The 23,949-nt window shown below is 71.6% G+C and carries 23 protein-coding genes; 8 read left to right on the top strand and 15 right to left on the bottom strand.

Features of this window, described 5'->3' with window-relative positions; genetic code table 11:
- Positions 1–117: 117 nt before the first annotated feature.
- The 4 genes from DEJ12_RS16850 to DEJ12_RS16835 all read right to left on the bottom strand — a co-directional run bounded on the left by DEJ12_RS16850 (position 118) and on the right by DEJ12_RS16835 (position 5,055).
- Positions 118–1,728 (bottom strand): dihydrolipoamide acetyltransferase family protein, encoded by a 1,611-nt coding sequence (locus tag DEJ12_RS16850; RefSeq protein ID WP_111030918.1) that lies wholly within the window; start codon positions 1,726–1,728, stop codon positions 118–120.
- Positions 1,729–1,769: 41 nt separating this feature from the next.
- A complete protein-coding gene (locus DEJ12_RS16845; protein WP_111030944.1) occupies positions 1,770–2,729 on the bottom strand; it encodes an alpha-ketoacid dehydrogenase subunit beta in 960 nt (319 codons plus the stop codon).
- A gap of 86 nt (positions 2,730–2,815) precedes the next feature.
- Positions 2,816–3,952 carry a thiamine pyrophosphate-dependent dehydrogenase E1 component subunit alpha gene (locus DEJ12_RS16840; RefSeq protein ID WP_071404900.1) on the bottom strand — a complete coding sequence of 379 codons (1,137 nt, stop codon included), beginning with the start codon at positions 3,950–3,952 and terminating at the stop codon, positions 2,816–2,818.
- 23 nt (positions 3,953–3,975) lie between these two features.
- Positions 3,976–5,055, bottom strand: coding sequence for a histidinol-phosphate transaminase (locus DEJ12_RS16835; protein WP_111030916.1), 1,080 nt, complete (start codon positions 5,053–5,055; stop codon positions 3,976–3,978).
- Positions 5,056–5,115: 60 nt separating this feature from the next.
- Here DEJ12_RS16835 and DEJ12_RS16830 point away from each other — a divergent pair, with 60 nt between their 5' ends.
- The 5 genes from DEJ12_RS16830 (at position 5,116) to DEJ12_RS16810 (ending at position 9,646) form a co-directional block, all read left to right on the top strand.
- Entirely contained in the window at positions 5,116–5,514 is a 399-nt protein-coding gene (locus DEJ12_RS16830; protein WP_071404898.1) for a phage holin family protein, read from the top strand.
- Between the two features lie 47 nt (positions 5,515–5,561).
- The gene (locus DEJ12_RS16825) at positions 5,562–6,074 is read left to right on the top strand and encodes a low molecular weight protein-tyrosine-phosphatase (protein WP_017886476.1); all 513 of its coding nucleotides are present in this window, start codon (positions 5,562–5,564) and stop codon (positions 6,072–6,074) included.
- The gene (purB, locus tag DEJ12_RS16820; RefSeq protein WP_111030914.1) at positions 6,071–7,456 is read left to right on the top strand and encodes an adenylosuccinate lyase; all 1,386 of its coding nucleotides are present in this window, start codon (positions 6,071–6,073) and stop codon (positions 7,454–7,456) included. The genes DEJ12_RS16825 and purB overlap by 4 nt, the downstream gene beginning before the upstream one ends.
- A gap of 151 nt (positions 7,457–7,607) precedes the next feature.
- Complete coding sequence (locus DEJ12_RS16815; RefSeq protein WP_111030912.1) at positions 7,608–8,837, top strand: hypothetical protein; 1,230 nt, start codon at positions 7,608–7,610, stop codon at positions 8,835–8,837.
- Between the two features lie 2 nt (positions 8,838–8,839).
- The gene (locus tag DEJ12_RS16810; protein ID WP_258375602.1) at positions 8,840–9,646 is read left to right on the top strand and encodes a L,D-transpeptidase family protein; all 807 of its coding nucleotides are present in this window, start codon (positions 8,840–8,842) and stop codon (positions 9,644–9,646) included.
- Positions 9,647–9,728: 82 nt separating this feature from the next.
- Here DEJ12_RS16810 and DEJ12_RS16805 read toward each other — a convergent pair whose 3' ends face one another.
- Positions 9,729–10,643 carry a LysR family transcriptional regulator gene (locus DEJ12_RS16805; protein WP_111030908.1) on the bottom strand — a complete coding sequence of 305 codons (915 nt, stop codon included), beginning with the start codon at positions 10,641–10,643 and terminating at the stop codon, positions 9,729–9,731.
- A gap of 72 nt (positions 10,644–10,715) precedes the next feature.
- On the opposite strand from DEJ12_RS16805, the gene DEJ12_RS16800 reads away from it, so the two are divergent.
- Positions 10,716–11,738, top strand: coding sequence for an EamA family transporter (locus DEJ12_RS16800; RefSeq protein WP_258370653.1), 1,023 nt, complete (start codon positions 10,716–10,718; stop codon positions 11,736–11,738).
- Here DEJ12_RS16800 and DEJ12_RS16795 read toward each other — a convergent pair.
- From DEJ12_RS16795 to DEJ12_RS16785, 3 genes are read right to left on the bottom strand one after another with little or no spacing between them, the layout of a single operon-like run.
- Positions 11,707–12,684, bottom strand: coding sequence for an epimerase (locus DEJ12_RS16795; protein ID WP_111030906.1), 978 nt, complete (start codon positions 12,682–12,684; stop codon positions 11,707–11,709). The two genes, DEJ12_RS16800 and DEJ12_RS16795, sit on opposite strands and share 32 nt — an antisense overlap.
- A 1-nt stretch (position 12,685) precedes the next feature.
- On the bottom strand, positions 12,686–13,357 hold the full coding sequence (locus tag DEJ12_RS16790; RefSeq protein WP_111030942.1) for a DUF4166 domain-containing protein: 672 nt from the start codon (positions 13,355–13,357) through the stop codon (positions 12,686–12,688).
- The gene (locus DEJ12_RS16785) at positions 13,354–15,087 is read right to left on the bottom strand and encodes an ATP-binding protein (RefSeq protein ID WP_111030940.1); all 1,734 of its coding nucleotides are present in this window, start codon (positions 15,085–15,087) and stop codon (positions 13,354–13,356) included. The genes DEJ12_RS16790 and DEJ12_RS16785 overlap by 4 nt, the downstream gene beginning before the upstream one ends.
- 124 nt (positions 15,088–15,211) lie before the next feature.
- Here DEJ12_RS16785 and DEJ12_RS16780 point away from each other — a divergent pair, with 124 nt between their 5' ends.
- A complete protein-coding gene (locus DEJ12_RS16780) occupies positions 15,212–16,126 on the top strand; it encodes a cation diffusion facilitator family transporter (RefSeq protein ID WP_111030904.1) in 915 nt (304 codons plus the stop codon).
- A 208-nt stretch (positions 16,127–16,334) separates the two neighbouring features.
- On the opposite strand, the gene DEJ12_RS16775 is transcribed toward DEJ12_RS16780, so the two are convergent.
- Together DEJ12_RS16775 and DEJ12_RS16770 are read right to left on the bottom strand one after the other, a co-directional pair.
- On the bottom strand, positions 16,335–16,940 hold the full coding sequence (locus tag DEJ12_RS16775; protein ID WP_111030902.1) for a hypothetical protein: 606 nt from the start codon (positions 16,938–16,940) through the stop codon (positions 16,335–16,337).
- Positions 16,941–17,060: 120 nt separating this feature from the next.
- Positions 17,061–18,350, bottom strand: coding sequence for an MFS transporter (locus DEJ12_RS16770; protein ID WP_111030900.1), 1,290 nt, complete (start codon positions 18,348–18,350; stop codon positions 17,061–17,063).
- A gap of 81 nt (positions 18,351–18,431) precedes the next feature.
- Between DEJ12_RS16770 and DEJ12_RS16765 the strand changes: the two genes are divergently transcribed.
- Positions 18,432–19,310 (top strand): LysR family transcriptional regulator, encoded by an 879-nt coding sequence (locus DEJ12_RS16765; protein ID WP_181433188.1) that lies wholly within the window; start codon positions 18,432–18,434, stop codon positions 19,308–19,310.
- Positions 19,311–19,443: 133 nt separating this feature from the next.
- Here the strand turns inward: DEJ12_RS16765 and DEJ12_RS16760 are convergent, their stop codons facing one another.
- The 5 genes from DEJ12_RS16760 to DEJ12_RS16740 form a co-directional block, all read right to left on the bottom strand.
- Positions 19,444–20,208, bottom strand: a complete 765-nt coding sequence (locus DEJ12_RS16760; RefSeq protein ID WP_146245621.1) for a hypothetical protein — start codon at positions 20,206–20,208, stop codon at positions 19,444–19,446.
- Entirely contained in the window at positions 20,198–20,737 is a 540-nt protein-coding gene (locus DEJ12_RS16755; protein WP_111030938.1) for an RNA polymerase sigma factor, read from the bottom strand. The genes DEJ12_RS16760 and DEJ12_RS16755 overlap by 11 nt, the downstream gene beginning before the upstream one ends.
- A gap of 121 nt (positions 20,738–20,858) precedes the next feature.
- Entirely contained in the window at positions 20,859–21,122 is a 264-nt protein-coding gene (locus tag DEJ12_RS16750) for a hypothetical protein (RefSeq protein WP_071404886.1), read from the bottom strand.
- Positions 21,119–21,778, bottom strand: a complete 660-nt coding sequence (locus DEJ12_RS16745) for a DUF308 domain-containing protein (RefSeq protein ID WP_084740820.1) — start codon at positions 21,776–21,778, stop codon at positions 21,119–21,121. Before DEJ12_RS16745 ends, DEJ12_RS16750 begins: the two co-directional genes overlap by 4 nt.
- 143 nt (positions 21,779–21,921) lie before the next feature.
- The gene (locus tag DEJ12_RS16740; RefSeq protein ID WP_111030894.1) at positions 21,922–23,916 is read right to left on the bottom strand and encodes a DUF11 domain-containing protein; all 1,995 of its coding nucleotides are present in this window, start codon (positions 23,914–23,916) and stop codon (positions 21,922–21,924) included.
- Positions 23,917–23,949: the final 33 nt, after the last annotated feature.

Raw genomic sequence — 23,949 nt, 5'->3', positions numbered from 1 at the left:
CCGACATCCGTGTGAACACCACGCGACGTTTGCGGAAGCCCGCAGATGGTGAGCAGGAATGGTCGAGTGGCTCGAAGCAACCCGACCACTTCTGCTCACGAAGCGGAACGACCGACGCTAGTCGAGCAGGAGCGCGGGCTCCTCGAGCACCGAGGCGACGTCGTGCACGAAGCGGGACGCCACGTCACCGTCGACGACCCGGTGGTCGAACGACGCACCGATGGTCGTCACCATGCGCGAACGGACCTCGCCGTCGACGACCCACGGCTTCGGCTTGATCGTGCCCATGGCGACGATCGCGACCTCGCCGGGGTTGAGGATCGGGGTCCCCGTGTCCATGCCGAACACCCCGATGTTCGTGATCGACACCGTGCCGTTCGCCATCTGCTTCGGCGTGGTCTTGCCGTCGCGGGCGGTCAGGGTGAGTTCCTCGAGCGCCTGCGCCAGCTCGAGCAGCGACATGTCCTGCGCGTCCTTGATGTTCGGCACGATGAGCCCGCGCGGGGTCGCCGCGGCGATGCCGAGGTTCACGAAGTGGTGGACGATGATCTCGCGGTCGGTCCAGGTCGAGTTCACCGAGCGGTTCCGGCGGACGGCCCAGATGACGGCCTTCGCGACGATGAGCAGCGGCGAGACCTTGACGCCGGCGAACGTCGGCGAGGCCTTGAGGCGCTTGACGAACTCCATCGTGTGGGTCGCGTCGACGTCGACGAACAGCGACACGTGCGGTGCCGTGAACGCGGACGTGGTCATCGCGGTGGCGATGGCCTTGCGGACGCCCTTGACCGGGATCGTCTCGCTGCGGACCTCACCCCACTCCGGCGTCTCGATGTTCCGGAAGACGCTGGCCTGCTTCGCGTGCCGGATGACGTCGTCGCGGGTGACCTCGCCGGCCAGACCGGTCGCGACGATCTCGGTCAGTTCGACGCCGAGGTCCTTCGCGAGCTTCCGGATCGGCGGCTTCGCCAGCACGTTGGTCGCGGTGCTCTGCTTGTGCGCGGAGCCCGTCCCGAGGGCGCTGATCGCCTCGGCGGTGCTCTCCTCGCCCGGGTCGACGGAGGCTTCCGCCGCCGCGGCGGTGTCCACACTGGAGGCGCGGCTCGCCTCGGCCGCGAGCGCTGCGGCCCGGCGGGCGCCCGGCTTGCGACGGGAGGGCGACGAGGTCGCCGAGCCGTAGCCGACGAGGACGGCACCGGAGGACTCGTCGGTGCCCTGGACGGTCGCGTCGACGGCGACCGGCTGCACCGGCGCCGCCGGTGCAGGGGCAGCAGCAGCGGCCGGCGCCACTGCGGCTGGAGCGGGGGCAGCAGCGCGCGCCGGAGCGGGCGGCGTCTGCGCGACCGGGGCCGACGGGGCGGCAGGGGCCGGCGGGGTGGACGCGACCACGGGCGAGACCGGGGCGGTCTGGGCGACGGGTGCCGCGCCTCCAGGCTGCTCGACAGGCTGTTCCGCAGGCGGCGTGAGGGCCGCACCGGAGGCGACCGACGCGTCCGAGTCGACGCGGATGATCGGCTTGCCCACCTCGACCGTGTCCCCCTCGGACACGAGCAGGCCCGTGACCGTGCCGGCGAACGGCGACGGCAGCTCGACGAGCGACTTCGCGGTCTCGATCTCGACGAGCACCTGGTCGACGGCGATCTCGTCCCCGATCGCGACGCGCCACTGCACGATCTCGGCCTCGGTGAGACCTTCACCCACGTCGGGCAGGGGGAATTCGGCGGCGGCCACTACGGCTCCTTCGCGGATCTGGTCGTGCTCGGTCGGACGGGTCAGTAGGCGAGGGCGCGGTCGACGGCCTCGAGGATGCGGTCGGCATCCGGCAGGTGCAGGTGCTCGAGCTTCGAGACCGGGAACGGCACGTCGAAGCCGGAGACCCGCAGCGGCGGTGCCTGCATCGTGTAGAACGCCCGCTCGGCGACGGTCGCGGCGATCTCGCTGCCGACACTGACGAAGCCGGAGGCCTCTTGTGCGATGACCAGGCGACCGGTCTTGCGGACGGAGGCGAGCAGCGGCTCCCAGTCGATCGGCGAGATCGAGCGGAGGTCGATGACCTCGCAGCTGGTGCCCTCGGCCTCGGCGATGTCCGCCGCCTGCATCAGGGTGGCGACCATGGCGCCGTGCCCGACCAGGGTGACCTCGCTGCCGGTGCGGGCGACGCGGGTGGTGTGCATCGGGACGTGGCCGTCGACGAGGTCCACCTGGCCCTTGGGCCAGTAGCGGGACTTCGGCTCGAGGAAGATCACCGGGTCCTTCGACGCGATGGCCTCCTGGATCATCCAGTAGGCGTCGTTCGGGGTGCTCGGGCTGACGACCCGCAGTCCCGGGGTGTGCGCGAAGTACGCCTCCGGGGACTCCTGGTGGTGCTCCACGGCGCCGATGTGGCCGCCGTAGGGGATGCGGATGACGACGGGCAGCGACATGTGTGCCGGCAGGCGGTTCGCCATCTTCGCGAGCTGCGAGGTGATCTGGTCGAAGCCGGGCCACACGAAGCCGTCGAACTGGATCTCGACGACCGGGCGGTAGCCGCGCAGGGCGAGGCCGATCGCGGTGCCGATGATGCCGGCCTCGGCCAGCGGGGTGTCCCGCACGCGCTCGGCGCCGAAGCGGTCCTGCAGGCCCTCGGTGATGCGGAAGACGCCGCCCAGCTGGCCGATGTCCTCGCCCATCAGCAGGACCTTGTCGTCCGCTTCCATGGCCGCGGCGAGCCCGGCGTTGAGGGCCTTGGCCATCGGCAGGGTCGGGGTGGGGTCGCTCGGGACCTCGCCGGCGCCCGGGTGGGAGCGCAGGGTGTAGTCGAAGAGCTGCTCGGTGGTGCTCATGCGTGGGCGCCCCCTTCGAAGCCGGCCTCGTACTGGGCGAGCCAGGCCTTCTGCTCGGTGATCCGCGGGTGCGGTTCGCGGTACACGTTGTCGAACATGACGTCGACGGACGGTGCGGTCAGGGCGACGGTGCGGCGTCGGACGTCGGCGGCGATGTCCTCGCCCTCTTCGTCGAACGCGGCGAACTGCTCGTCCGTCGCACCCTTCGAGCGCAGGTACGCCTCGGACCGGACGATCGGGTCGCGCAGGACCCACTCCTCGAGCTCACCGTCGGCGCGGTACCGGCTCGGGTCGTCGGAGCTGGTGTGCGCACCGATGCGGTAGGTGTCGGCCTCGATGAAGGCCGGGCCCTGGCCGCTGCGGGCGTGCTCGGTCGCGACGACCGACGCCGTGTAGGACGCGAGGATGTCGTTGCCGTCGATCAGGACGCTCGGGATCCCGAAGCCGCGCGGGCGGTCGACGAGCGGCGTCGGGGACTGCACGGACACCGGCACTGAGATGGCCCAGTGGTTGTTCTGCAGGAAGAAGACGACCGGCGCCTTGGTCGACGCGGAGAACACGAAGGCCTCGTTCACGTCGCCCTGGCTGGTGGCGCCGTCGCCGAAGTAGACGATCGAGCAGGCGTCGCGGTCCGGGTCGCCCGTGCCGACGTCGCCGTCGAGCTTCTGGCCGAGCGCGTACCCGGTGGCGTGCAGGGTCTGCGAGCCGATCACCAGCGTGGAGATGTGCGTGTTGCCGCGCTGGTCCGGGTCCCACCCGCCGTGGGTCTGCCCGCGGTACATCGCGATGATCTCCATCGGCTCGACGCCGCGGTGCATGGTGACGGCGTGCTCGCGGTACGACGGGAACACGTGGTCCTGGGCGCGCAGGGCGAAGGCGGAGCCGGTCTGTGCCGCCTCTTGCCCGTGGCTGGGCACCCACAGGCCGAGCTGGCCGGTGCGCTGGAGGTTGTGGCCGGCGTGGTCGAACCGACGGGTGAGCACCATGCGGCGGTGCATCGCCAGCAGGGTCTCGTCGGGGATCGCCCGCGCGGCGGCGGCGAACTCGGCGTTCTCGTCGGTCTCCACGAACCGACCCTCGGGGTCGAGGAGCCGGACGGTGGTCGTCGCGGGAGCCGCGGCGCGGAATGACATGCGGGCCAGCGTAGCGCCAGGCACTAGTCGGCCACCTGGAGGTCCCCCACAAGTGAGCGGGCTGTTTGGAGGAGCGTTTCCACAGCTTCGTGCTCGCCGATCGAGATGCGGATGCCCTCTGGCGGAAAGGCCCGGACGATGATGCCGGCGTCCTCGAACGCGGCCGCCGCGGTCGCCGTCCGCTCGCCCGTCGGCAGCCAGAGGAAGTTGCCCTGGGCGTCGGGGACGTCCCAGCCCTGTGCCCGGAGCTCGACGACGATCCGGTCGCGCAGGGTGGCGATCTCGGTCACGCGCTCGAGCAGCTCGGCCTCGCGTTCCAGGCTGGCGAGCGCCGCCGCCTGGCCTTGGGCGGTCACGGACAGCGGGATCGCGCAGGCCCGGACGGCGTCGAGCACGTAGTCCGGACCGAGCGCGTAGCCCACGCGGAGCCCGGCGAGCCCGTACGCCTTCGAGAAGGTGCGGAGGACCACGAGGTTGGGGTGCGCGGCGAGCAGCGGGTGACCGTGCACGGCGGCCTCGTCGGTCACGAACTCGGCGTATGCCTCGTCGAGCACGACCAGCACCGACTGCGGCACCGCGGCCATGAACGCGTCGAACTCCGCGGCGGTCACGATCGGCCCCGTCGGGTTGTTCGGCGAGCAGACGAGCACCATGCGGGTGCGCTCGGTGACGGCCGCGGCCATCGCGTCGAGGTCGTGCCCACCGTCGGCGCGGTTCGGCACCTGCACGCTGGTGGCGCCGGCGACCGTGACGACGCCCGGGTACGCCTCGAACGAGCGCCACGCGTAGACGATCTCGTCGCCGGGGCCCGAGGTCGCGCGGGCGAGTTCGTGCAGGATCGCGACACTGCCCGGGGCGACGTGCACCTGCTCGGCGGTCAGCCCGAAGCGGTTGGCCAGCACGGCGCGCAGGGCGAGGGCGGTGGCGTCGGGGTAGCGGTTGTACGAGGTCTGGGCCTGCACGGCCTCGACGACCCCGGGGAGCGGCGGGAACGGGTTCTCGTTGCTCGACAGCTTGAAGGCGGAGTCGGACGCCTGTCGCCCCTGCTTGTACGCGGGGAGGACGGCCACCTCGGGCCGGATGTGCACACGCTGCTCGCTCACGGGTTCAGGCTACCGGCAGGCCCACGGCACCCACGAGGGGAACGAGGGCATCATGGGCGCATGCGATTCCTCGTCCGCCTCGTCGTCAACGCCCTCGCGCTCTGGCTCACCACGCTCATCGTCAGCGGCGTCTCCGTGACGCCGTTCGGTGACGGCGGGACCACTGCGACCGTCCTCACCTTCCTGCTCGTGGCGTTCGTGTTCGGTCTCGTGAACGCGGTGATCGGAACGCTCATCCGGATCGTGGCGTTCCCGCTCTACATCCTCACGCTCGGGCTCATCTCGTTCGTCGTGAACGCGATCCTGCTGCTCATCGTCGCGGGCATCTCGGAGGCGTTCGGCTTCGGGCTCGAGGTCGACTCCTTCGGCTGGGGCATCGTCGGTGCCTTCGTGCTCGCGGTCTTCGCCTGGCTGATCGGGCTCTTCGCCCGCCCGGTGCTCAACCGCCAGCGGGCGTGACCCCGGCGGACCTCGCGGAGGACCCCGCCCTGCGTCATGATGTGCTCATGACCCAGGACGTCGACGCCCCGTTCCGCGTCTCGTTCGTCTGCAGCGGTAACATCTGCCGCTCCCCCATGGCCGGTGTCGTGTTCGCGCAGATCGCCGCGGACGCCGGCCTCGCCGACCGGTTCCAGGTGGAGTCGGCCGGCACCGGTGACTGGCACGTCGGCGAACCCGCCGACGAGCGCACGATCGCAGCGCTGGCGGCGCGCGGATACGATGGCAGCAGGCATCGCGCCCGTCAGTTCGACCCGGACCGGTTCCCGGACCTCGACCTGGTGGTCGCACTCGACCGCTCCCACGAGCGCATCCTGCGTTCGTGGGCCCCGACCATGGACGACTCCGCCAAGGTGACGCTCCTGTTGCGGTACGACGCCGCCTGGCCCCAGCAGGCCGACGTGCCGGACCCGTACTACGCGGACCGGCACGAGTTCGACCGAGTGCTCTCGACCGTCGAACGGGCCTGCCGGGCGCTCTTCCACCAGCTCGAGCCGGCAGTCCGTCAGGGAGCCCCATGACCCCCCTTCCCCCGCAGCCGATCAGCCCGCTCGACGGGCGCTACTACCCGATCGTGCACACGGTGGGCGAGCACCTCTCCGAGGCCGGCCTCAACCGCGCGCGCATCGTGGTCGAGGTCGAGTGGCTCATCTTCCTGACCGACCACGCGATGTTCACCACCTCGCCGCTCAGCGTCGACGACAAGGCAGCACTGCGCCGGATCGTCGAGACCTTCGGCCAGGACCAGATCGCGGAGCTCGCCGAGATCGAGGCGACGACCCGTCACGACGTCAAGGCCGTGGAGTACTTCGTGCGCCGCCGGCTGTCCGAGCTCGGGCTCGACGCGATCGCCGAACTCACCCACTTCGCCGCCACGAGCGAGGACGTCAACAACCTGTCCTACGCACTCACCGTGCGGGACACCGTCGACCAGGTCTGGCTGCCCGGCTTCCGTGCCGTGCTCGAGAAGCTCCGGACGCTCGCCGTCGAGCTGCGGAGCGTGCCGATGCTCTCGCACACGCACGGTCAGCCGGCCACCCCGACGACGCTCGGCAAGGAGCTCGCGGTCGTCGTCTACCGGCTCGAGCGCGTGCTCGCCCAGATCGAGGGCGGCGAGTACCTCGGCAAGTTCTCCGGCGCGACCGGCACCTTCTCAGCACACCTCGCCGCCGACCCCGAGGCCGACTGGCCCGCGCTGTCCCGCGAGTTCGTCGAGGGCCTCGGCCTGACGTGGAACCCGCTCACCACGCAGATCGAGTCGCACGACTGGCAGGCCGAGCTCTACGACCGGGTGCGTCACGCCAACCGGATCCTGCACAACCTGGCCACCGACGTGTGGACCTACATCTCGATGGGGTACTTCACGCAGATCCCCGTCGCGGGTGCGACCGGTTCGTCGACGATGCCGCACAAGATCAACCCGATCAAGTTCGAGAACGCCGAGGCGAACCTCGAGATCTCGTCGGCGCTCTTCTCGACGCTGTCCGAGACCCTCGTGACGAGCCGGCTGCAGCGCGACCTGACCGACTCCACCACGCAGCGGAACATCGGCGTCGCGTTCGGGCACTCGCTGCTCGCGCTCGACAACCTGCGCCGCGGACTGGGCGAGATCGCCGTGAACGAGGTCAAGCTCGCCGACGACCTCGACCACAACTGGGAGGTCCTCGCCGAGGCGATCCAGACGGTCATCCGTGCCGAGGTCACCGCCGGGCAGTCGAACATCGAGGACCCCTACGCGATGCTCAAGGAGCTCACGCGCGGCAAGCGGGTGAGCCAGCAGGACCTCATCGTGTTCGTGAACCGTCTGGACATCTCCGACGGCGCGAAGGCCCGGCTGACCAACCTGACGCCGGCGACCTACACGGGCCTGGCGGACGAGCTGGTCGACCACCTCGACGTCTGAGCACGACGGACCGGCGGCCGGACGGTCGTCGGTCCGTCATCGGATCCGCGTCCGGGGGGTGCGGAATCCTGAGCGGTTCGATAGGTTCGTATCGCTGAGTACATCTCAGCACGGGGGGCGTCGCAGTGGATGCACCCTGTCCACTGACCGGATGGATCTCCACACCGTGCTTCGTTCTCGCATCACCGCGGCCGCCGTCGGCGCCACCGTGCTCGGCGTCTCCGCCGCCCTCGTCCCGACGGTCTCGACCGCCCTGGTGACGAGCACCGCTGCTTCGGCCATCGTCACCTGGACCGACTCGGCCGACGACTTCACCGCCGCGCCGACCGGCACCTTCCCGCTGACCGACCAGTGGTACTGGGCGTCCGTGACCGACCTGGACGGTGGCGGTTCGATCACCGACCACGCCACGCTGGACGAGGACGGCCTGTCCGTCTCCGAGGGCGAGGCCGTCGGCCTGGTCCGCGGCCTGAACGAGCCCGTGCCCGCGAGCAGCGTCCCCGCCCTCGCCGCCGGCATCAGCATGACGACCACCGGCGCGACGAGCTTCGGTCTCGCGGTCCAGGAGGGCGGCGACACCAGCGCGCAGACCGTGGTCTTCGCCACGGACGCGCCCGAGACCGGTGACGGCGTCGGCATCTCCGACGGCACCAGCAACTGGATCGACCCCGCGACCGGCGAGGTCGAGTCGACGACGGAGCTCACGGCCGACCTCGAGGCCGCCGACGCGCAGGTCGTCGGGTACGTCGTCTACGTCGGCATCGACGTCGCCGCCGACACCACGGCCCCGCCGACGCCCGAGCCGACCGAGACGCCCGCTCCGACCGACGAGCCCACCCCGGCACCGACCGTCGACGGCACCCCGGCACCGACCGCGCTGCCCAGCAGCGAGCTGAAGAGCCTCGCCGCCCCGCTCGAGGCGAACGGTCAGTCCCTCGCCGCCGACGCCAGCGGTTCGATCTCCGCGCTCCGCGTCGACGACACCACGACCTACTTCACGCCGCAGCCCACCGCGGCCGCCGAGCTCCTCACCCCGACGGCCACGCTGACCGAGGCCACCACCACCGGAGTCCGCATCCAGGGCTCGGGCTTCGCTCCGAACGAGCTCGTCGGCGCCGGAGTCGGCACCGGCGCCCAGGGCACCGACATCCCCGGGGTCGCGTTCCGCGCCGACGCCGACGGCAACGTCTCCGGCACCATCGTCCTGCCCGCCGACTTCGTGAACACCGCCGGCGCGTACAGCGTCGGTCTCGTCGGCGCCTCGTCGGCGCAGGCCGCGCAGGCCGCGCTCACCGTCACGGCCGACCCGGCCGCTGCCGGTGACCCGGGCACGGCACCGGTCGCCGTCCCGGTGCCCGGAACGGCGAACTTCACGGGCTGATCTTGCCGATCCTCCCGACCGAGCCACGGCGGCGTGCGACTGTGATCGCCGCCGCCGTGGCGGTCGTCTGTGCGGGGGCCGTCGCGTTCGTCGCGCTCGGTCCCCTGTCAGCCGCGCCCGCCCCGACCCCCACCCGGTCCATCGCGGCACCGACGCCCACCCCGACGACGACACCGGAGCCGACCCGGTCGGCAGCACCCGTCGACGCGCTCGACGCCCCGGCCAGCACCACGGTCGCCGCCGTGACCGGCGCGTCCGTCCCGGTCAGCGCGAGCGCGGGCGGCACGGCGACACAGACCCTCGAGAACCCGCAGGCGTCCGGTGCCCCGCTCGTCTTCCGGGTCGTCGACCAGCAGGACGGCTGGGCGGAGGTGCAGCTCGCACAGCGCCCGAACGGCAGCACCGGCTGGGTGCCGACCAGCGCCGTCACCCTGACCGAGGACCCGTACGCGATCGTCGTCACCCGCTCGACGAAGACGCTCGACCTGTACAAGGACGGCAAGGTCGTCGACAGCTACCCCGTCGCCACCGGCACCGGCGGCACACCGTCGCCGACCGGCCGGTTCGCGCTGACCGAGCTGCTCGCACCGACCAACGAGGGCTACGGCCCGTACGCGTACGGCACGACGGCGTTCTCGGACGTGCTCAACTCGTTCGGCGGTGGCCCCGGCCAGATCGGGCTGCACGGCACGGAGGACACGTCGAGCATCGGCACCGCCGCCTCGCACGGCTGCATCCGCATGCACAACGCCGACATCACGGCGCTGGCGGAGCGCCTGCCGCTCGGCACGCCGTTCCAGGTGCGCTGACGTTCCAGGTGCGCTGACGTTCCAGGTGCGCTGACAGGCGGCCTGGAGGCACGGCGTGCGCCCGGCAGTGGGCGCCACCGTCTCAGGTGGTGACGTCCAGGGCGACGGCGACCAGCGCCTCCAGGACGGTGCGCACCACGGGACGGACGGCACGGTCGGGGCGGACCAGTGCCTCGATGCGGCGTCCGGCACGGACGTCGGCGAGCTCCGCCAGGTGGAAGCGCCCGGCCGCCCGCGTCCCCGACGTGTACCGCGGGACGAGTGCGATGCCGTGGCCGGCCGCCACCAGGTTCTCGATGACCGGCAGGTGGATCGTGCGGAACGCGACGCTCGGCGGGGTGTCCGTCGCCGCGGCCATCGCGTGCAGCACCCGGTCGATCGGGTAGCCCTCCGGCACGCCGATCCAGCGTTCCCCGACGACCTCGTTGATGCCCACGCGTGCGCGGCCGGCCAGGGCGTGCCCGGGCGGCAGGGCCACGTCGAGGGGTTCGCGGAGCAGCGGCACGGTGTCGACCGATCCCTGGTCGGCCGGGCGGACGCCGTCGGACCGGTGCCCGACGACGACGTCGTGGTCGGCCGCGAGCGGTGCGAACTCCCCCTCGCTGACGTCCACGTCGACCAGGGTCAGCGCGATGCCCGGGTGTGCCTGCATCCGGGTGAGCACGCCGGGCAGCAGCAGTTCCGCCGCCGACGGGAAGATCGCCAGCGACACCGGTCCGGTCGTGCCGCCGAGGTGCTCCTGCCAGGCGGCGTCCACCCGCGCGATGGCGGTCGCGACCCCGGACGCCAGGCCCGCGAGCACTTCGCCGTGCGGGGTCAGCCGGACCCCGCGCCCGACGCGTTCGACCAGCGGGACGCCGACCTGCCGCTGCAGCGTCTGCAGCTGCTGGGAGACGGCGCTCGGTGTGCGGTGGGTGGCCTCGGCGACGGCCGTGACGCTGCCGCGCTCGGCGAGCTCCCGCAGGACCGCCAGCAGCTGCACGTCGAAGTCGACCATACAGGGACCCTACATCGTCGTTCGTGAAGGTTTCGATGGACCTACAACGTGCGGGCCGGGACGATGGGGAGCATGACCACCCGAGACCGCCTCCTCGCCGTCGTCGTCGCCGTGGTCTGGGGACTGAACTTCCCCGCGACGGCACTCGCGCTCGAGCACTTCCCGCCGTTCCTGCTCGCGGCGCTGCGGTTCACGATCCTGGCGGTCCCGACGCTGCTGTTCGTGCCGCGGCCGCGGATCCCGTTCGGGCGACTGCTGCTCGTCGGCCTCGGGCTCGGCGTGCTGCAGTTCTCGTTCCTGTACCTCAGCATGGCGTCCGGCATGCCGTCGGGGCTGGCCTCGCTCGTGCTGCAGGCCTCCGCGCCGTTCACGGTGGTGCTGGCAGGGGTGTTCCTGCGCGAGCGGCTGACCGGCAGGCAGGTCGTCGGGGTCACCGTCGCCGTGGCCGCACTCGCCGCGATCGCCCTGCACCGTTCCCAGACCGCTGCGCTGCTGCCCGTCGTGCTCGCACTGTGCGGTGCGCTGGGGTGGGCGATCGGCAACGTCGCGACCCGGCGGGCGGGGGCCGCGAACCCGCTGCACCTGACCCTGTGGTGGTCCGTCGTGCCGCCGGTCCCGATGGTCGTGCTGTCGCTCGTGGTCGAGGGCCCGGACCGCATCGGCACCGCTCTCGGTTCGGCGTTCACGGCGGCCGCGCTGCCCGCCGACCTCGGCCTGCTCTACATCGTGGTCGTCGCCACCCTGGTGGGCTACGGCATCTGGTCGCGGCTGCTGGCGGCCTACCCCTCGAGCACGGTCGCGCCGTTCTCGATGCTCGTGCCCGTGGTCGGTGTGCTCGCGTCGTGGGCGGCCTTCGGCGAGGTGCCCGACCTGGTCGAGGTGCTCGCCGGCGCGGTCGTCGTGGCCGCCGTGCTGTGGTCGTCACGTCCGGCGCGGGACCGCGGGCCGCGACCGGCCCCCGTCGCCGAGGGCGTACGACGTGCCGCGGCCGTGTCGCCGAGGCCGCACGACGTGCCGCACGGACCGCTCGCGAGCGGCAGTCCGCGCGACCTCGACCCGGCGCTCAGCCCCGGTGCTGGCGACGCTCCGCGATGATCCCGGCGAGCGCCCCGCGCAGGTGCGGGTACCGGAACTCGTAGCCGGCCTGGGTCAACCGGGTCGGCACCACCCACCGGCTCTTCAGCACGAGTTCGGTCTCGGTGCGGATCGCGAACGACCCGAGCTCGAGCATCCACCGCCAGGTCGGCACCCCGAACCGGCGCCCGACGGCGTCGCGGAGGGTCGCCATCACGGTGCGGTTGTCGGACGGGTTCGGGCTCGAGATGTTCACCGGCCCCTCGATCTCCGGGTGGTCGCGGAGGAACCGGATCGACCCGAGGACGTCGGCGATGTGCACCCAGCTGAAGCGCTGCCGACCGTGCGTGGGCCGGTGGTGGTGGTACGTGCCGGCGCGGAGCCGGGAGCGCGTCGGCACCCACGGCCCGTCGTACTGCGGCCCGCCGAGGCCGGCCTGCGCGAGCCGGAGGAGCGGCAGCAGGGCGCTGCCGTCGCCGAACACGATCGCCATCCGGAGCGCCACGCGACGGGTGCCGGGCAGGTCGGCGCCGAAGAAGGCGTCCTCCCACGCGCGGGCGACGGAGACCGAGAACCCCTCGCCGATCTCCCCCGTCGCTTCGTCCTGTGGTCGGTCGTCGGCGTGCCGGTAGATCGTTGCGGTCGAGGCGTTCATCCACAGCGGCGTCGGGTGCTCGGACGTGCGGATGGCCTCGGCGAGCTCGAGCGTGGTGTCCACCCGCGAGCGCATGATCTCCGCGCGGTTGCGTCGGCCGTAGCGGCAGTTGACGCTCTTGCCCGCCATGTTCACGACCATGGCGGCGCCGTCGACGAGTTCCCGGATGCGCATGGTGTTGCCCCACACGGCGTCGCCGGTCCGGCCGATGGTGACGACCCGGTACCCCTCTTCGGCGAAGGCGTCCCGCAGGTACCGCCCCACGAAGCCGCTCGCTCCCGCGATCACGACGCGGCCCTTCTGGTCGCTCATCTCATCCCCGTTCTGTGTCCGGCGCGATCTCGTACCGGAACGCCCCCTCGTACCGGTACAGCGTGCCGAGCACCGGCGCCGTGAGCACCAGGGACACGCGCTGCAGGTCGGCTTCGTCATCGAATCGTTCTGTGAGCGTCACACGCGGGCTCAGGGCGGCCGGGAGGCGCACCTCGCGTCCCAGCGCGTGGAACGTCACACGCGTGGAGACCAGGCGCAGGGCGCCCGCGTCCGGGCCGTCCGCGTCGACCTGCGCCCGCAGACGCGCGCTGACGCGCCCGTGGCGACCCAGGTGGTCGACCAGGCCGTCCGGTTCGGCGGTGATGGCGTCCACCATCGTGCGGCTCCCGGAGCGGAACCGGAAGGTGCGGTGCGCGCGGACGGCGACCCGGGCCTCCAGGCCGGTGCCGGGTCCACGACGGACGCGAGCCGGCCGGTTCTCGACCGCGAACGGGACGTCCCGCTCCCAGACCGGGAACATGACGGAGTCGCGGGCGAACACCGCGAGCACCGGCCAGAGCCACCGACGTGGGGTGCCGACGACGTCGAAGACACCCTCGCCGCGGCCGACGTGCCCGGGCCGGACCTCGCCGAAGTACGTGCGGAGTCGCGGGTGCAGCCCGGCCAGCACGTCCGGCGGTGTGGACAGCTCGTAGGGCGACCGATGTTTCATCGCCACAATGAGTATGTCCGCTGCGGGCTCCGCGGCGCTCCATGCGGAAGAACATCGCCGTCGTCGATGGCAGAATTGAGGACATTCAGAACCGTTCGCCGGTGCAATCCCGTTCGTTCCGCGATCGCGCGGGCCGACAGCCGGTCCTCCGCGCGAAGCACAGCGAACACCGACTCCGTGCTCGGCAGGGTGTCAACCGGCCGCGCTCTGTCGGAGGTATCGCCTTGCACACGTTCGGCCGTTGGTTCGGAAGCTGCACGTGCTGAGTCGTCGAGGACGTAGCTGGCGTACCGACGACCTCCCCGCTTCACCGCGACCCCGATGTCGACAAGGTCGCGGAGGACACCTCCGGCGACTATCCGGTCCATGCCCCACTCCCGGAGCATTTCGTTCGTGATCGGAGCTCGCAGAAGCATCGCCAGAGCGATGTCCTTCTCACGCGTTCTTCCAGGGATCTGGAGCCGCTCGATCCTTCGGTAAACCTCGTCATCGAGCAGCGCGGAACTCGACATGCTCACCGTGAACGAACTGATGCTGCTGTCGAACTCTGGCCTCGGCTGACCGAGTTGACGCGACTCCCGCACGATGGCAGGAATACCGGACGCCCGGTTTTCCGCGACAAGCCGATCACTGCCGGGAATGAACGTGTCGGACAGCAACGAGACGAGCGTCCCGTTGCGTGACGACGACACTCCTGGTTCGCCGAGTTCCTCGAGCGCAATCGGACCGTACAACCCACCGGGACTTCTCACCACCAGCCGATCCGGGTAGAGCTCGACCTGCACCTGCGTGCCTTCCGTGATGCCGCTGTAATCCCGATGGATGAGTGCGTTCGCCACCGCTTCCCGCACTGCTTCGAGCGAGAAGTCCAGCCGATCAGCGCGTCCCTCGCCGGTCACCGTCGCCCGGGCTGCCAGGTTCCGGCGAACCGACGCCACTGTCTCAGCGATCATCGCGGGGATGCTTCCCCGGATTGTGACGTTGTCGAGAAAACGCTCGGGCGACTGATCGGGGGCGAATGAAACAAAGCTCACCATGAGCTGCGGAAACCACTGTTGCGGGTACACTCCGAAGGCCAGGAGGCCTGCCAGGGTGGGCTGGATCACATCGTCGGTTCGAAGCGCAGCGCCGATGCGGACGAGTACGGTTTCATCGTCATCAGTACGAAGCGAAGCAGCCGTGCTGCGGATCCGCTCGAGCGTTCTGCCGAGGACACCTCGGTCGAGATCGGAAAACGAGGCTCCTGGGATCGGCTGGCGGTCGAACACCGGTTGGGTCCGCGTGGAGTAGAGAAGGCCGATCTCCGCTGCGGTCATTCGTCGATCCCCGTCGCCGGTGCGGACGAGGGCACCGGTGGACGGCCCCTTCGACGCGAGGTGCAGGGGCTTCTGCGAAGCCTCTGCTTCGGGCACGTCGACCACGACGACCTGGTCACCGTCGAGGTCCACAATATCGACGGTGACATCAGCCGGTGGAACGACGCCATCTCGGGCCTGATTGATGACGGCATCCCGGTACGCGGCTGGCTGTTGCACCCCGACGACGGCGAAGTCCTGCTCCTCATCGACGCCGATGATGATCGTTCCACCGTTCGTGTTCGCGAACGCGACTATAGAATCCACCACTGTCTTCGGATAGCCGCCTCGTCCGCTCTTGGCCTCGACAAGATCCGGTTCACCGTGGATGCGGCGCATCTCGGCAATGAGCTTACGAAGTTCGCCGGTTTCCATGTGCACAGCATACTTGGCATGCTTGGCATACATGGAATACTTGCCACAGTCCACATAGGACTCGTTGCTCTCTCCCTCCGAAGACGTCGGCCGGGTCAGATACGAGCGCTCTACCATCAGAGGCATGGGACACGACCACGGGCACGGCGTCGGGCACGCCTCGGAGCGCGCCCTGCTCATCGCGTTCTGCATCTCGGCGGGCATCCTGCTCGCCGAGGTCGTGGGCGCCGTGGTCACGGGTTCGCTCGCGCTGCTCGTCGATGCCGGGCACATGGTCGTCGACACCGGCGGACTCGGCATCGGGCTCGTCGCGACGCGGCTCGCCCGCCGGTCCCCGACCGCGCAGCGCACCTGGGGCTTCCAGCGGGCCGAGGTCCTCGGGGCCACCGCACAGGCCGCGATCCTGCTCGCCGTCGGGGTCTACGTGATCATCTCGGCGGTGCAGCGGCTGTTCGTGCCGGAAGAGATCCACTCCGGGCCGCTGCTCGTCTTCGGCATCGTCGGCCTCGTCGGCAACCTGGTGGCCTACGCGGTGCTGCTGCGGGCCTCGGGCGAGGGGTTCACCTCGCGCGCCGCCCGGCTCGAGGTCCTCAACGACACCCTCGGGTCGGTCGCCGTCATCATCGCCGCGGTCGTGCTCATGCTGACCGGGTGGGAGCGGGCGGACTCCGTCGCCGCGATCCTGATCGGCCTGCTCATCCTGCCGCGGGCGATCCGGCTGCTGCGCGAGACCGCGAACGTGCTGCTCGAGTCGACGCCGCCGGGGCTCGACCTGGACGACGTGCGTGGCCACATCCTCGAGCTCGACCACGTCATCGCGGTGCACGACCTGCACGCGACGCTCGTGGCGACCGGGGTGCCGAACCTGACCGCGCACGTGGTCGTCGACGACCACTGCTTCTCGACGGCGCACGCCCCGGCGATCCTCGACGAGCTGCAGCGGTGCGTGGCGGAGCACTTCGACGTGCCGGTGGAGCACTCGACGTTCCAGTTGGAGCCGGTGTCGCACCGGCGGCACGAGTACGAGGTGCACGCGTAGGGTCCGCGCTCGGGCGTGCGGATCTCGCGATCGGGGGCGCTGCGGCGGGGGTGGCGACGCCGAACGACAGTGTCGACGTCGTACGACGACGACATCGTCGCTTCGTGCACACGCGGACTGTTGCGTGGCACCGGTTGCGACAGGGCCGATGTCGGACGACATCGGCGGTGTCGTTCGGCGTCAGTGGGCAGCGCCGCCGCCCACCGCGTCAGCAGTCGTCGGTGCGCGTGGGGTACGCCGTGATCACCCGGTCGGTGGTGGCCGAGACGATCACCTTGACCCAGGGCTCGTCGTCGGGGCGTGAACCGTCGTCGAACCGGACGGGTGCGGCGTAGCAGACCTTGCCGTCGCCGGCGTCGAGCGGGAACCCGGGGCGCGGGTCCTCGAGCGCCGTCTGCACCGCGGTGAGCATGGCGTCGTCCCAGTCGCGCGAGCCGTGCCCGGTGACGACGTCCTGCCAGTCGGCGGTGTGCCGCACCCGGATGTGCTCGTACCCCTGGGCAGCGGTGCCGCACTGCAGGGTGACGCGGCCCAGGGCCTCGGTCTCGTACTGCGCGACGGCCGCCTGGGTCGTGGTGTCGCACCGGCCGAGCGCGGTGCTGCCGGGCATGTCCGGCCCGGTGCGGGTGATCGTGACGGTGCCGTCACCGGCGGCCGGCGGCGCGTCGCTCGGCGTCCGTGAGGCCGAGCCGGCACCGATGGTGGGGTCGTCCGCGCCCTGCCGTGCCGTCAGGAACAACCCGCCGGCGAGGAGACCGGCGGCCACCACGGCCGCGACGCCGGTGATCACGGGACGGTTGCGGTTCCGGGGCACGCGCCCAGTATGCCGGGAGTTCGACCGCACGACGGAACCAGGCTCCGGACACGGCACCGCGCGATCGCGTGGTGCGGTGTCCGGAACCTGGTTCCGGGCGGAGGGGAGGCCCGGCACGCGTCAGGCGCGCGCGGCCAGCCGGGTGCCGGCGACGACGGCCAGGACGGCGACGAGCACCACGTACCCGATCAGGACGGGGAGCGTCGGGATCACCAGCAGCGCCGCCCCGACGGCCACGACCGGCACCGTGAGCCCGGCGTAGGCGATGAGGAACGTGGCGGCGAGCACGCCGCCCCGACGCTCCGGGCCGACCAGTGCTGCGGCGCTGCCGATCGCCGCGCGGAACAGCAGGCCGACGCCGGCTCCCGCGACGACCCCGCCGCCGATGAACCCGGCGACCTGCAGCAGGACCGCGGCGACGGCGAGGACGACCAGTCCGACGACCAGGAGCACCATGCCGAGCCGGATCTGTGCACGCTGCGACAGTCGGGCGAAGACGATCTGCGAGAGCGCGCTCGCGGCGAAGACCCCGAAGGTCGTGGCCCCGGCGGCCAGGCGGTCGGTGACGTGGAACGTGGTGCCGAGGAAGCTCGGCGCGACCGAGGTGAAGAGGCCCTGCACGGCGAGCGCGGCGAACGCGGCTGCGCCGGCGGCCCAGAACGCGGCGCCCTGCCCCTCGGGAGCCTGCATGCGCTGCGGACGGTAGGCCACGGGCTGCTCGGGACGGTCGACCGTCTCCGGTGCGGCCAGCACGAGCACGAACGCGACGGCCAGCGCGATCACGAACACGACGTACGGGACCATGAGCGGCTGCCCGACGAACTCGGCGAGCGCTCCGCCGACCAGGGCGCCGAGCGACAGACCACCGAGGTTCACGGCGCCGGCGGCGACGCTCGCGCCCTTCGCGGAGTCGCTCGACCCGGTGGCACGGACCCGGAGCTCACCGAGGTGTGCCGTCGCGGTCGCCGTCAGCGTCCCGACGCCGAGGCCGGTCACGAGCCGGGCGACGATGAGGCCGGTGACGTCGTTCCAGAGCAGGAACAGCACGGCGGCGACGAGTTCGAGGGCGATCGACACCAGGATGAGCGGACGGCGTCCGTGCACGTCGCTGAGGTGCCCCGCCAGGTACAGCGACCCGACGACCCCGACCCCGTACGCCGCGAAGATCACCGTCGTGGTGAAGGTCGGGAAGCCGTCGCGGGCCTGGTAGATGACGTACAGGGGTGCGGGGACGGTCGCGAAGGCCATCACCGCGAGGAACGCGAAGGCGACGACCCAGAAGCCGAAACCGTGGCGCCGACGGGTGTGGACACGGCGTCCGCGCGGGGCGACGACACGGTCGCTCGCGGATGCGGGAGCGGCGGTGGTGGCGGGGACGGTGCCCGTCGGGGTGTCGGTGACGGTTGACATGCTCCGATGATCGCGCTCGCGGTGCATCGAGTCCAACGGATGCGCTTGATGTGCGCGATCGATCTGCTCGATACTCGGACGATGGAGACCCGACTGCTCGAACAGTTCGTCACCGTCGCCGCCGAGAGCAGCGTCACCCGGGCGGCGGAACGGCTCTGGGCCGCGCAGTCCACGGTGTCCGCGGGCATCGCCTCGCTCGAGCGCAGCTTCGGGGTGCGGCTCTTCGATCGCACCGGACGACAGCTCGTGCTGACCCCCGCCGGCGAGGACCTGCTCCCCCACGCCCGCGCGGTGCTCGAGTCCCTCGACCGGATGCGCGACCTGGCTACCGCTGACGACGCCGACCTGCGGGGCCGGGTGCGGCTCGGCATCTTCACGAGCATGGACATCGTCGACCTGACGGGCGTGCTGCAGCGGTTCCGGCGGCAGCACCCGCTCGTCGCCGTGGAGCTGATGACCTCGCCGTCGGGGACGACCGGCCTCGTGCAGGACCTCGTCGCCGGGCGGCTCGACATCGCCTACACGGGCCTGCCCTCCGTGCCCGCCGGCGTCGTCGTGGAGCCGTTGCGGGAGATGCCGTTCCGGGTGTTCACCGCGGCGGACCACCCGCTCGCCGGCCGGTCGTCGGTGTCGCTCGCCGAACTCGCCGATGAACCCTTCGTCGACACCGCGCACGGGTTCGGCAACCGGATCATCCTCGACGGGGCACTCGAGCGGCTCGGCATCCGTCGGCGGATCGTCGCGGAGATGAACGACATGCCAGCAGTGATCCGGTTCGCCTCGGCCGGGCTCGGCGTCGGGGTCGTGCCGGACTCAGGGGTGCGGTACGACGGAGCGGTGCTCGATCTGGAGGACGAGGTCGACCCGCTCCGCATCGGCCTGGCGGTCCGGACGTCCCCGGAGCCGAGCCGCGCGGTCCGGACGCTGGCGCGCGACATCGTGGCGGCGCGGGTGGGGTGACGCGGTCGCGCTCAGCTGTGCTTCGTGAGCAGGAACGGTCGCGTCACGGTGCGCGAGGCGACCGTTCCTGCTCACGATCTGACCACCGACGAACTGGAGGCACGGGTCGGGTCCGCCACGTGCCTCCGGGCCGTCAGTCCCCCCAGATCTCCCCGACCACGGCGTCCAGCAGCCCGTTCGTCGGGAAGTTCGCCTGCCGGATCACGATGAAGGTGTCGTCGCGCAGGAAGAAGGTGGAGACCTGGTCCACCGGGGCAGCCTCGGCCGGGACGGATGATTGGCACACCCGCCCGCCGTCGCGGTCCTCGCACTCCAGCGGACTGGTGGCGAGCACGTCCGCGGCCCCGGGCCCGGCCGTCCCGACGGTCATGGTGAGCCCACTGACGTCGGCTCGGGGATCTGCCCACGTGCAGATGATCTTCGACTCGCCGTTCGCCCAGGTGACGTCCTCACCATCGCCGCCGGCCGTCCCGTCCTTCGCCTTCGAGATCTCGGTCAGCGGAGTCTCCCCGAAGAGCCGGGTGTAGTCCTCTGCCGGGACCATGTCGCGGCACGTCGCCGGGATCGTCGCCGCGGCGGGGGTCGGTGTCGACGTCGGGGTGGGCTTCGGGACCGGGGCACCCGTGATCGGGGCGGAGCTCGGCGTCGTGGAGGACGGCGCGGGCTCGGGCTGCTGGGTCTGGGTGGGAGCGGCGACCGGGTCGGCGTTCTGCTGCGACAGGGTCAGGGCGACCGCACCGGTCGCGGTGCCGACGGCGAGCAGCGCGACGACACCGATGACGATCCCGGACCGGCCCCGACGACGCTTCGGGAGCGGGGTGGCACGTTCGAGGACGTTCTGCTTCATCGAGACGAGCATGCGCTGCAGGTCGTCTCCCTGCGGAGGCTCAGTGTTCATCGTGCATCACCACCTTCTTGAGTCGTCGACGGTTGCGGGACACCCGCTGGGTGACCGCGCCGACCGTGAGTCCGAGGAGTTCGGCGGCCTCGGCATACGAGTGCCCCTCGAGCAGGCAGAGCTCGCAGATGCGGCGGTCGAGGTCCGGGAGCGCGGCGATCTCGGCGCGGACCCAGCGCAGGGTCTCGCGGGCCTCGTCGTGGTCGGCGGGCGAGGCGAGGTGCTCCGGGAGCTCGTCCGTGCGGCGCCGGGCCTGCTTGCGCCCGGTGTTGAAGGCGTGGTTTCGGCACACGACGAGCAGCCACGGCAGCACCGTGTCCGTCGGCAGCTCGAGGGTCGCGGCGCGCTGCCAGAGCGTCAGGAAAGCGTCCTGCACGATCTCCTCGACGTCGGACCGGTCGTCGACGAGCGCCCACGCGTAGCGGGTGAGGGTGGCGGCGTACCGGTCGAACGCCCGGGCGAGCGCGCCGGTGTCCCCTTGTGCCATCGCACGGACGAGTCCTTCGTCCGTGTCGGTGCCGGTCGTCACGTCCACATCCCACCTCCTTCACTCAGAGGTGTCGGCAGGACCCGCGATCCTGACAGGACCGTGGCGGATTCGTGATCTCGGGCGTGTCCGACCGGAGCCGTCAGCTGTCAGACATCAGCCGTCAGTGGAAGTCGTCGCCGTCGCCCTCGCCCGGCGTCTTGTGCCCGCCGAGCATGTCGTTGTCGTCCTGCTCGCTCGACGAGGCGAGCTGCAGCATCGCGAGCACGACGACGACCACGATGAACGCGACGCCGAGGAAGATCACGGCCAGCTGCAGTTCCCGCGTCGAGAACAGCACGACGAGCCCGGTGAACACCGCGATGATCGCGGAGATCCCGAGGAGCTCGACCGGGCGCAGACGGTCACGACGGCTGGGGGTGGTCATGCGTGTGGTGCTCCGTCCGGGGCGACGGCCGGCGTGGCCGTGCCCCACTTGTGCGAGAGGCCGGCGATCACGTGGAAGACGGCCGTGATGGCGAGGTACGCGCCGAGCAGGCCGACGAGCACGATCGAGGCGTCGAGGGTGCCGGTGACCTGCTCCACGCCACCGAGCTGCTGGGAGTAGTCCGGCGGCGTGACGAGGAAGGCGACCGCGAGCAACAGCGTGAGGCCGCCGATCGTGGTCCAGTCGCGAGCGAAGGGCGAGCGTCGCCGGGCACGGAGCCCCTGCGACAGCTCGAGGGCCCCGGTCAGCACCGCGAACGCGACGATGACCGTGATGAAGGCCGGCAGCCCGAACCCGTTGCACGCGAACGCGGCGACGGCGGCGAGCAGGGTGATGACGGCCTGGAGCAGGGTCGTGCGACGCGATCGACCGTCGAGGGGCAGTCGGGAGATCCCGCCGAACAGGAGCACGAGGCCCTCGACCAGGGCGAAGCCGCCGAACAGCAGGAGACCGTAGCCCGCGGCGTGGTTGGTCGAGAAGGTGATCACCATCGCGACGACCGCTGCGGGGACCGCCCGGAGGATCGGGATCGGCCAGTACCGCGCGCGCTGGGTCGCGTCTTCCACGGTGGTGGCGTCGTCCACGGTGTCGGACACGAGACCTCTTTCGGGCATGCGGATCGTGGATCCGATCCTACCGCCGGTGGGGTGGACGCCCGACCGGAGCGGACTCGACCCCCCTGTGGACGTCCACACCCGCGCACCGGGACGACACCGCCTCCGGTGCCGTCCCGGCGGTCTCAGGGCTGCTGCGGGTCGTCGGTCGGCGCGTTCCGACGAGCACGACGTCGGGCGAGCCACCAGCACACGGACCCGGCGGCGGCGGCCAGGGCAGCGAGCGCCGCGGCGAGCCCGAGCCCTTCGGCGCCGGTGTAGGCGAGGGCTCCCACGGGGGCAGCCGCCCGACGGTCGGCTGCGGGGTCACCGGCTCCGCCGTCGTCGGCACCGGCGCCGTCACCGTCGTCGCCACCGGAACCGTCACCACCGGCGTCCCCGTCGTCCGGAGCCGGCCCGGTCGTCGGCACGGGGCTCGGCGCGGGCCCCTCGTCGTCCGGGCCCACGACGATCGCGACGCCGGTGGACGGGTCGCCGCCGTCCGCGTCGGTCGGCGAGGTCGCCGTCGCCACGTTCACCACGTCGGAGCCGTCCCCCTGGTACGCGGGGTCGAGCTCGGCGCGGATGCGGAAGTCCAGGGTCTCGCCCACCTCGAGCGACACGTCGGAGCTGCAGGTCACCCGCTGCCCCTCGGCCGTGCACCCGTCGTCGGAGCCCACGAACCGCATGGCCTGGGGCAGGTCGTCGACCGCCCCGACCTGCTGCGCCACCGACGGCCCCCGGTTCCGGGCCGTCACGAGGTACTCGACCTCGTCACCGGGCCGGACGGTCGACGGCGACACCGATTTGTCCGTCTCGACGTCGGCGGCGATCACGGGGGCAGTGACCGTGGTGGTCGCCCGCGAGGCGTTGTCGGCCTCGTTCGTGTCGGACAACGAGGTCGGCGGGGCGATGGTCGCAACGCTCTCCAGCGCTCCGGACGTGCCCTCGGCCACCCGGCCCTCGATCGTGACGACGGCGGAACCCCCTCGGGGCAACGACAGGTCGGTCGCGACGTCACCGGTGCCCGACAGGGTCGCACAGGCGGAGCCGTCCGCGGCCGTGCAGGTCCAGGTGACGTCCTCGACGCCGTCGGGCACGTCGACCTGCAGCGGACTCGGGTCGGCGGCGTTCGGGCCGGGGTTCCGCGCCGTCACGGTGTAGCGGAGCGGTTCGCCCGCCGTCGCGATCGCGGGCAGGTCGTGCTCGACGGACAGGTCCGCCGGCTTCCAGACCCGGAGCGCGTCGACCTCGTGCTTGTCGACGTGACTGCCGGTGGCCCCGGCGAACCCGAGGCGCAGCGTGCTCGGCAGCGCGGCCTGCCCGTCGCCGTGCAGCGGGACCGAGTCGAGCACGGTGCGCATGGTCGAGCCGACCTGCAGCCGAACGGAGACCGCGAGCCCGCCGTCGTCGTCGGGCAGCAGGGTGATCCGGACCGTCCGGGGCGTGGATCCGGCCGTCACGGTGCCACCGGGTGCTGCGGCACCGGCGACGTACCGGTAGCCCTCGGTCCCGTTGCCGGAGCCCCGGACCACCACGTGGTCGGGCTGTGCTCCGGGACCGGACCCGTTGATGCGTGACGAGAAGTTGCCGTAGTGGTCGATCGCGACGGCGGCGAAGCCCCCGGGGACGCCCGGCAGGTCGCACTCCCGGCCACCGCCCTCGGTCGCTTCCTTGCGGCAGGCGTACCCGAGACCGGCGCCGAAGGACCCGACGCCCTGTGCCGCTGCGCCGTCGGCCAGGTACAGCAGCAGGCCGTCGGCCCCGGGGTCGTCCTTCTCGGTGTGCATCGCGTACGTGAACTCGATCTCGAGCCCGGTGTCGGACGGGAACGTGTCGTTCGTCGACCACGCTCCCGCCTGGTTCCGGACGTCGTCGGTGAGCCGCAGCCGGCCGCCGGACACCGCGGCGTCACCGTGCAGGGCACCGCCGGACGCACTGGAGAACTGGTTGACGTACGGGAAGTCGAGGGCGGCCGCACTCGACCCGGACGGCAGGACGGCAGGCGCCGCGAGCACGCCGAGCGCGGTCAGGGTGGCGCACGCCGCGGCGAGACGGCGGACGACCCGCGAGCGGAACGACCGCCGGTCGACGGAAGGAGCTGGTACTGGCGCAGGTGCTGATGCAGTGGGATCTGTCATGCCCCGATGCTCGCGACCGGGACGTCACCCCCG

The sequence above is a fragment of the Curtobacterium sp. MCLR17_059 genome (assembly GCF_003234665.1).
GTDB classification, from domain to species: domain Bacteria; phylum Actinomycetota; class Actinomycetes; order Actinomycetales; family Microbacteriaceae; genus Curtobacterium; species Curtobacterium flaccumfaciens.
The sequence above is the reverse complement of the archived record's forward strand: the minus strand, read 5'-3'. Positions and strand labels throughout refer to the sequence as shown.

What these genes read in the sequence shown, in the direction of transcription:
- DEJ12_RS16780 (WP_111030904.1), top strand. Translation starts at nt 15,212, where the DNA reads ATGGGACACGACCACGGGCACGGCGTCGGGCACGCCTCGGAGCGCGCC.
- DEJ12_RS16805 (WP_111030908.1), bottom strand. Translation starts at nt 10,643, where the DNA reads ATGGTCGACTTCGACGTGCAGCTGCTGGCGGTCCTGCGGGAGCTCGCC.
- DEJ12_RS16770 (WP_111030900.1), bottom strand. Translation starts at nt 18,350, where the DNA reads ATGTCAACCGTCACCGACACCCCGACGGGCACCGTCCCCGCCACCACC.
- DEJ12_RS16740 (WP_111030894.1), bottom strand. Translation starts at nt 23,916, where the DNA reads ATGACAGATCCCACTGCATCAGCACCTGCGCCAGTACCAGCTCCTTCC.
- DEJ12_RS16840 (WP_071404900.1), bottom strand. Translation starts at nt 3,952, where the DNA reads ATGTCATTCCGCGCCGCGGCTCCCGCGACGACCACCGTCCGGCTCCTC.
- DEJ12_RS16765 (WP_181433188.1), top strand. Translation starts at nt 18,432, where the DNA reads ATGGAGACCCGACTGCTCGAACAGTTCGTCACCGTCGCCGCCGAGAGC.
- DEJ12_RS16845 (WP_111030944.1), bottom strand. Translation starts at nt 2,729, where the DNA reads ATGGCCAAGGCCCTCAACGCCGGGCTCGCCGCGGCCATGGAAGCGGAC.
- DEJ12_RS16825 (WP_017886476.1), top strand. Translation starts at nt 5,562, where the DNA reads ATGACCCAGGACGTCGACGCCCCGTTCCGCGTCTCGTTCGTCTGCAGC.
- DEJ12_RS16760 (WP_146245621.1), bottom strand. Translation starts at nt 20,208, where the DNA reads ATGAACACTGAGCCTCCGCAGGGAGACGACCTGCAGCGCATGCTCGTC.
- DEJ12_RS16800 (WP_258370653.1), top strand. Translation starts at nt 10,716, where the DNA reads ATGACCACCCGAGACCGCCTCCTCGCCGTCGTCGTCGCCGTGGTCTGG.
- purB (WP_111030914.1), top strand. Translation starts at nt 6,071, where the DNA reads ATGACCCCCCTTCCCCCGCAGCCGATCAGCCCGCTCGACGGGCGCTAC.
- DEJ12_RS16750 (WP_071404886.1), bottom strand. Translation starts at nt 21,122, where the DNA reads ATGACCACCCCCAGCCGTCGTGACCGTCTGCGCCCGGTCGAGCTCCTC.
- DEJ12_RS16795 (WP_111030906.1), bottom strand. Translation starts at nt 12,684, where the DNA reads ATGAGCGACCAGAAGGGCCGCGTCGTGATCGCGGGAGCGAGCGGCTTC.
- DEJ12_RS16785 (WP_111030940.1), bottom strand. Translation starts at nt 15,087, where the DNA reads ATGGAAACCGGCGAACTTCGTAAGCTCATTGCCGAGATGCGCCGCATC.
- DEJ12_RS16815 (WP_111030912.1), top strand. Translation starts at nt 7,608, where the DNA reads ATGGATCTCCACACCGTGCTTCGTTCTCGCATCACCGCGGCCGCCGTC.
- DEJ12_RS16790 (WP_111030942.1), bottom strand. Translation starts at nt 13,357, where the DNA reads ATGAAACATCGGTCGCCCTACGAGCTGTCCACACCGCCGGACGTGCTG.
- DEJ12_RS16830 (WP_071404898.1), top strand. Translation starts at nt 5,116, where the DNA reads ATGCGATTCCTCGTCCGCCTCGTCGTCAACGCCCTCGCGCTCTGGCTC.